At 70.0% G+C, this 6,983-nt stretch carries 7 protein-coding genes; 1 reads left to right on the forward strand and 6 read right to left on the reverse strand.

Annotated features, from left to right (window positions below; all coding sequences use genetic code 11):
* The 3 genes from AOK15_RS33530 to AOK15_RS33540 all read right to left on the reverse strand — a co-directional run.
* On the reverse strand, positions 1-617 hold a 617-nt coding region (locus AOK15_RS33530; protein ID WP_055522089.1), incomplete at its 3' end, for a ScbR family autoregulator-binding transcription factor.
* Positions 618-1,093: 476 nt separating this feature from the next.
* Positions 1,094-2,323: a cytochrome P450 family protein gene (locus AOK15_RS33535; RefSeq protein ID WP_055522090.1), complete on the reverse strand. Its 1,230-nt coding sequence runs from the start codon at positions 2,321-2,323 to the stop codon at positions 1,094-1,096.
* Between the two features lie 96 nt (positions 2,324-2,419).
* The gene (locus AOK15_RS33540) at positions 2,420-3,097 is read right to left on the reverse strand and encodes a ScbR family autoregulator-binding transcription factor (RefSeq protein WP_055522091.1); all 678 of its coding nucleotides are present in this window, start codon (positions 3,095-3,097) and stop codon (positions 2,420-2,422) included.
* Positions 3,098-3,533: 436 nt separating this feature from the next.
* Here AOK15_RS33540 and AOK15_RS33545 point away from each other — a divergent pair, with 436 nt between their 5' ends.
* Positions 3,534-5,441, forward strand: coding sequence for an acyl-CoA dehydrogenase family protein (locus AOK15_RS33545; protein ID WP_079058855.1), 1,908 nt, complete (start codon positions 3,534-3,536; stop codon positions 5,439-5,441).
* Between the two features lie 43 nt (positions 5,442-5,484).
* On the opposite strand, the gene AOK15_RS33550 is transcribed toward AOK15_RS33545, so the two are convergent.
* The 3 genes from AOK15_RS33550 to AOK15_RS33560 form a co-directional block, all read right to left on the reverse strand.
* Positions 5,485-6,087, reverse strand: coding sequence for a GtrA family protein (locus tag AOK15_RS33550; protein WP_063799086.1), 603 nt, complete (start codon positions 6,085-6,087; stop codon positions 5,485-5,487).
* A 188-nt stretch (positions 6,088-6,275) separates the two neighbouring features.
* Entirely contained in the window at positions 6,276-6,566 is a 291-nt protein-coding gene (locus AOK15_RS33555; protein ID WP_055522092.1) for a hypothetical protein, read from the reverse strand.
* Positions 6,567-6,596: 30 nt separating this feature from the next.
* Positions 6,597-6,866 carry a hypothetical protein gene (locus tag AOK15_RS33560; RefSeq protein ID WP_055522093.1) on the reverse strand — a complete coding sequence of 90 codons (270 nt, stop codon included), beginning with the start codon at positions 6,864-6,866 and terminating at the stop codon, positions 6,597-6,599.
* Positions 6,867-6,983 lie beyond the last annotated feature (117 nt).

The following is a 6,983-nucleotide window of genomic DNA, read 5'->3' on the forward strand; positions in this document are numbered from 1 at the left end:
CGCCACATCCCCCCACTCCCCGACGGCCGCAGCGTCCCCAGGGTGGACGTACCCGCCACCCGGGGCAGCAGCAGTCGCCAGAAGCGGGACAGGGAGTCCGCGGTGAGCCACCGCGGATCGTGCCGGCCGAGGGATTCGAGGCCGGCGGTCGCGGCGACGACCACGGCGGCCGCGTCCTCCGCGGAGACCCCGTGCGCGAGGGCACCCTCCATGTCCGCCTTGGCCAGCACTTCCTCCACCCACTCCTGCCAGGCCCGGCGCAGTCCGGCGCCGGAGCGCACCCGGCCGGACCCGTCGCCGAGGTCGAACCCGGCGCGCAGCACGGCGTCATGGCCGAGCGCCCGCACGAGGGCGTAGGTGGCGTCGATGAGGGACTGCAACGTGTCGCCGCCGTCCTGGGTGGTGATCCGGCCCAGTCGCAGGGCCGCCGCCTGGCCGACCGCGTCGGCGAGGTCCGCCTTGCTGGCGAAGTGGAAGTGCAGCGCCCCGCTGCTGACCCCGGCCCTGGCGCTGATCATGGACAGGGACGCCGTTTCGAAGCCTTCCCGGTCGAACAACTCGGCGGCGGACTCGATGAGCGCGTTACGCGTGCGCACCGCGCGCTCCTGTTTGGCCATGGGGCGCTCCGTTACTACGCAGGGGACCAGTGCGGACCTGTGCCCGGGATGCCCCCGCTGGGCTTGCCGCCCATTCCCGCGCGTAAAGAGATTATCAAACCGCCGTAGCGGTTTCTAGATGGCCTCTGAACGAAGTCGACTGTAGGTGTACCGACCATGACGGTATGTATACGGAACCTCGGCCGGGCGCCGGGGATTCGTCACCCCTCCGCAGGAAACGCCGAGAAGCCACACGTCAGCGCACCAAACCCGACCATCGCCCACAGGAGCGGACGATCCACCCGCTCTCACGCCTCCCCCACGACCGCAACCGCAACCGCAACCCCTTCGACCGCGACCCCCTCGACCTCGACCGCGACCACCACCGCCACGACCACCCCACGTCCGCCGCCGCACACGACAGCGCCCCGCGGCCGGAGTCGGCCGCGGGGCGCATCACTTACGTCCGCGTCAACGCCCCTCTCGGGGGCGCCGGTTCACTCGGGGCGGAGTACCACCGGCAGGGAGGCGTACCCGTTGAAGAGGAAGGTCGGCATGGGATGGAGGTCCGCCACGGGGCGGGCGAGCCGCATCTCGGGGAACCTGCCGAAGAGTGCCTCCAGGGCGACGGCCGCCTCCATCCGCCCGAGGGGCATGCCGAGGCAGCGGTGGACGCCGTGGCCGAAGGCGAGGGAGTCGCGGTCGGTGCGCAGGAGGTCGAAGGCCGCGGCGTCCTCCCCGTAGCGCTCGGGGTCGAGGCCGGGCGCGGCGAAGTTGACGATGATCGCGTCGCCCCGCTCGATGGTGACGCCGTCGTCGAGCGTGATGTCGTCGGCGGCGAACCGCAGCGGGATGTACGCGGCGGGGTTGTGCACGCGGACGGTCTCGTCGACGGCGTCGCTCCAGCTCGCGCGGCCGGACCTGATGTGGGCGAGCTGCTCGGGGTGGTCGAGCAGCGCGGCGGCGGCGTTGCAGATCACGCCTGTCGTGGTCTCCAGGCCGGCGGCGATCATGAGGTAGAGGCTGTCGACCAGTTCCTTCTCGCTGAGCTGGTCGTCGTCGTCCCGTGCGGCGATCAGCGCGGACGTGAGGTCGTCCGCGGGCCGGGCCCGCTTGGCGGCGACGAGTTCGGACAGCATCTCGCCGATGCGTATCCGTGCGGCGTTGATCTCCTGCGGGGTGGCCGAGGCGCTGACCGACGTGCTGATGGCGGTGGCCAGTCGGCGCCGGGACTCGTCGGGCACACCGAAGAGTTCGCAGATCACCCCCATGGGCAGCAGGGCGGCGTACGAGGTCAGCAGATCGGTCTCCCGGCCCGCGGGCAGGGCGGCCAGATCGTCGGTGAGCCTGGCGGAGATCCCCCGCACCCACGGTCTGAGCAGCTCGGTCCGCCGGGTGGTGAACGCGCCGGCGATCAGTTTGCGCAGCCGGGTGTGCTCGGTTCCGTAGGAGAAGAGCATGGTCGTCGCGGACACCCACGGGTAAAGGGGCCACTCCTCGGTGATCAGCCCCTCTCGGTAGGCGGGCCAGTGCTGCCGGGGGTCCCGCGAGACACGTGGATCGGCGAGGAGCTGCTTGATGTACCGATGGCGATTGACGGCCCAGGCCGGCACTCCGCCCGGCAGGCTCACCCGGGCGACCGATCCCCGTTCCCGCAGCGCGGCGGCCTCTCCGGCCAGGTCTCGCGCCGCGGGGTCCAGGGCGTAAGGGCAGGCGATCGTTTCCATCAGACGGTGCTCTCCGTTCGGTCGGTCGGTATCGCACTGGGCAGTTCCCGCGTCCGGCTGAACGGCGCCTCATGGCACGCCGTGAATCGTGCGCGCTCAGCCGAGCGCGACTTCCTCTCCCGCGCGGGCCTGTGCCCGCGCGGCGTTCCACACGTGTTCCGCCCTCGCGGGCGAGAAGTCGAGGCGTACGAGCACGCCGGGGACCGCGATGGAGGACATCAGATGCCGGTACAGGTCCGACACCCGCTCCACCATGTCCTGATGCTGCGTCAGGATGTGCGACAGCACCTGGACTCCGGTGAAGCAGCCCACGAACACCCTCGCGATGGAGGCCACATCGGTGTCGGGCAGCAGTTCGCCGTCCGCCTTGGCCCGAGCGAACACGCCCTCCGAGCGCTCCACCCAGCCCTGCATGGGCACCTGGCGGTCGAGGCCGTCCAGCGCTCCCTGCTCCACCGTGAGCCGGACGCTGCCGCGCACCAGCGGGTCACCGGTGCTGAGCAGATACGCCAGCAGCAGCGCCTCGTCGATCGCCGACTGGAGCGTCAGGTCCTGCTCCTGGACGGCGGGCACGGCACTGACCTGCTTGGCCAGGACCTCCTGCGCGAGTTCCTCCTTCGAGGCGAAGTGGAAGTACAGCGCCCCCTTTGTGACTTCGGCCTTCTTGAGGATCTGGGAGATCGTCGCCGCCTCGTATCCGACTTCGTCGAACACCGCGGCGGCCGCGACGACAATCTTCTCCCGCGTCCGGATCGCTCGTTCCTGCCGCGCCACCACACACCTCCGTACGCCCCCCAGAAGCGAAAAATACCGTCAGGTACGTATGATATCAGAGGGTAACGCTCTGTAGTAGCTGAGCGGCCCAAGGTCCTGCGGCCCAGTCGGGCTCCGGGGCTGTGAAGCCTCAAAACCGACCGGCCAGTCAGAGAATAAGACCGGACGCCCTGTTTTGCAACCCTGCCTACGGGGCCCCTCCCAGCCCCCTCGACGTCCCGCTCCGATCGCCATATCCGCAGGCCAGAGGGTAGCGCCAGGCGCCCTGGAGGCCCCACTCCCACCGATGCCCGCGGGCGGCCGTCCGACGTCAAGGTCGCGTCAAGGAGTGCAGGAACCGGCAAAAGACGTCTTGAATAAAAACCGGTTGGTTCGTATCTTCTGAAGCCTGTGATCCCAACTACTGGGCTCTAATCAGGGGGAAGAGGTCGTGACCATGACCTTGCTCACGCTCGACAAGTCTGCCTCTGCCAAGACAGACGCGCAGAAAACCGACCGCGTTGCTTCGAATCCGCCTCCGATCGGCCGCGACGGCGAGAGAACGGCCGCGGAGGAACTGACCCACCTGCTCTTCGACCAGCAGGACCGGGCCCGTGTCCACGACACCTGGCGCACCCTCGTCAGTGGTGAGGCGTTCGCCTACCGCCCGGATCTCTCACCGGACGAGCGCACGGCGCTGTCGTACGACCGGCTCCGACTGGTCAACGCAGCGGTCGACAACCCGCAGGCCCTGGCCTCCGACCCACGGATGCTCGCCAGCCTGCACGAGTGGACAGGATTCCTCGACGGCGCCCTCGGCACCCTGTCGGGCATCCACTACAACCTGTTCCTCGGCAGCTTCGTCGACCACGACGGCTACCGGCACGATCTGTCGGAGTACGTGTCGATGAACCGCACGGGCACGTTCCTGTGCACGGAACTGGACCACGGCAACGACGCGGCCGCCATGGAGACCACCGCGACGCTGGACCCGGCCACCGGCGGTTTCCTCCTCGACACCCCGCACCCGGGGGCCCAGAAGTTCATGCCCAACACCAGCCTGGTCGGGGGCCCCAAGAGCGCCCTGGTGGCCGCGCGGCTGATGGTCGAGGGCAAGGACAAGGGTGTCTTCCTCTTCCTGGTGCCGCTCAGCGACGAGGTGGGGCACCTGCCCGGCATCACGGTCCGCGCGCTGCCGCCGAAGCTCGGCAGTTCGGTCGACCACTGCCTCACCTCCTTCGACCGTGTGTGGCTGCCGCGGGAGGCGCTGCTGGAGGCCGAACACGGCCAGCTCTCCCCCGAGGGCACGGTGACCAGCAGTGTGGGCAGCCGGCGCAAGAGGTTCCTGCGCTCCATCGGCCGGGTGACCACGGGCAAGCTGTGCATGAGCGCCGCCGCGATCGGGGTGTCCCGTACGGCGCTCGCCATCGCCGTACGGCATGCCCACCGGCGGCACATCAGCGGGCCGAAGTCCGGGCAGCGGCTGCCGCTCGCCGCTCACCGCAGCCACCACGGACGGCTGTTGCACGCCCTCGCCACCGGGTACGCCATGACGTTCCTGCACCGCCACGTGGTAACCCGGTGGGCCGGGCACACGTCGGCGGACCGGGCCGAGGTGGAGCGTCTGGTGGCCATCGCCAAGGGCTGGATCACCTGGGAGGCGCGGGACATCACGCTCGAGTGCCGGGAACGCTGCGGCGCGCAGGGGCTGTTCCGGGTCAACGGCCTGTCGGAGCTCCAGCAGGACCTGGAGAGCGCGATCACCGCTGAGGGCGACAACCTTGTCGTCTGGCTCAAGGCCGGCGGCGAGATGCTGTTCGGGCACGACCCGGTCGAACGCGGCCACCTCGGGCCGGTCTCCCCGGACCAGGAGCTCAACGATCTGGCGTTCCTGCGGGGACTGCTCGCCGAGGCCGAGTCCATCTGGCAGGCCCGCGCCCGCACCGCCCTGCGCGAGGGTCCCGCCGGGGATCCGGTGGGCCGCTGGAACGAGGCGTCGACCGCCGCCCTGGAGGTCGTCTCGGCCCACGCCCGTCTCCAGGCGGCGGACGCCTTCCTCGCGACGGCCGCGCAGGCGACCCAGCCGACGGCCCGGTTCCTGCTGCACAGCCTGTGCCGTCTGTTCCTGCTCAAGCAGATCGGCGAGCACACCGGCGACCTGCTCGCCGAGGGGCTCATGACGGCCGATCACGTACGCGGCCTGCCCAAGACCATCGAGACCGTGATCGCCGACCTCGCCCCCCACATGACCACCCTCGTCGAGGCCTTCGCCCTCCCGCCCGAGTATCTGGCCACCATCCCCCTCGCCGGTGGCACGCCCCTCACGCAGTACGCCGACGACCGGGCCCCGCTCGTCACGGTCTGACCCGGCGCCGACACCACCACCTCCCGGCGGCCCGCGCCGCCCGTCACCCTGCGGGGCAGGGCGCCCAGGTGTCGGCCGGGATCCACTTGCGGTGGGCGAGCGGCACATCGTTGATCCACTCGTACCAGGCGTGGGACACCGGCGGGGCGGTGCGCCGGAGGGCCGGGACCGTGCGGGACGGGGTGGTGAGCGGGGCGTTCGCGGCGGCGTCCGGCTTTCCCGCGGCGAACACGACGACGCGGAGCACCACGAACCGACCGACCCCGGCCAGCGCGCTCGCACCGAGGTAGACGGCCTGCTCGACGAGGACACCGGGGGCGGTGTGCACGAGGTGCAGGACGGCCATGGCCGCGCAGGTCACGCCGTACGCGGCGGCCGCCGACCCGGCCGACTGGAGGTGCTCCCGCCGTCCGGCCCGGCGCCCGGCACCGAAGGTGAAGCGGGCGTGCAGCTCGGTTGCCAGGACGGTCGACACGACCGTCACGACCGCGTTCGCCAGGGCCCACGGCAACAGCGCGGCCAGCAGCGCGACGGCCCCGCTGGACAGGACACCGACTCCGCCACCGCACGCCACGAACCGCACGAACGAGGAGAACGGCCGGGTGGGCTCGGGGAGTTGGCGCGCCGAGTGCTCCGTCTGCTCCATCACGAACCTTCCGTCCCCTCATCGCGGCCCACCGCTTCGTACGGCGTGCGTCGTTGAGAACAGCGTACGTCGACGCGCACACTGTTCGCAAGGAGGTACGGTGTGCCGCAGGCGGTCGATCTGCCCGCCTGCGGACACATGACAACGGCGTTCGCTAAAAGGAGACTTGGACCAGGAGCCTTGAACTCCTACTCCAGGCACTGCTCGTAACAGTGGCCCTCGTGCCACTCGCAGCAGGCATGGTGGGACGAGCGCACCTTGTCGTCGTCCCGGTCGTAGAACTCGGTGATGATCCGGCCGTCCTCGACCCGCGACAGCCCCACCTGCTTGCTGAAGTCGATTTTCAGCACGTCGAGTTCACGCCTCAGGCAGCGCACCGCGTACCTGCGGGCGGCTTCGGGATGCCGGGCGAAGACCTTGTCGATCTCGTCGAAGAACTCCGGGTGACGTTCGGGTCCACAGGCAGGCTTCGTCTTCATGGCCACCTCCGTACCGGCGATTGCCCGCGTTCAGATGGGCAGGTCGTGGTCGATCAGGAAATGCCGGCAGCTGCCCCGCTTGCATTTGCCCTGGGGGCCACCGGCCTGGAAGTCGGGGCACGGGCATGACAGACACCGAATGGCGTCCTCGGATTCACGGTCGGGATCCCAGCCGCTGTCCGCCAGCCGCACCCGGGCGGCTTCCCGGACGTCACGCAACTGGTCGTCGAACTTGCGGAACTCGGCCTCATTCGCCTCGAAGGCCTTCTTCTGGGCCTCTGTCAGGTCGTACTCTTCCACGTTGCCCTCCTGAGGTGGGTGGCGGCGAGGAATCGTTCGCTTCTCACCCCACGATGACCCGGCGGACGGCCACCCGCACGTCGACCGACCCAAGGCCCCTCACGCGACCTCCCCACC

Origin of the sequence: Streptomyces ossamyceticus (assembly GCF_001418475.1) — a bacterium.
Taxonomy (GTDB): domain Bacteria; phylum Actinomycetota; class Actinomycetes; order Streptomycetales; family Streptomycetaceae; genus Streptomyces; species Streptomyces ossamyceticus.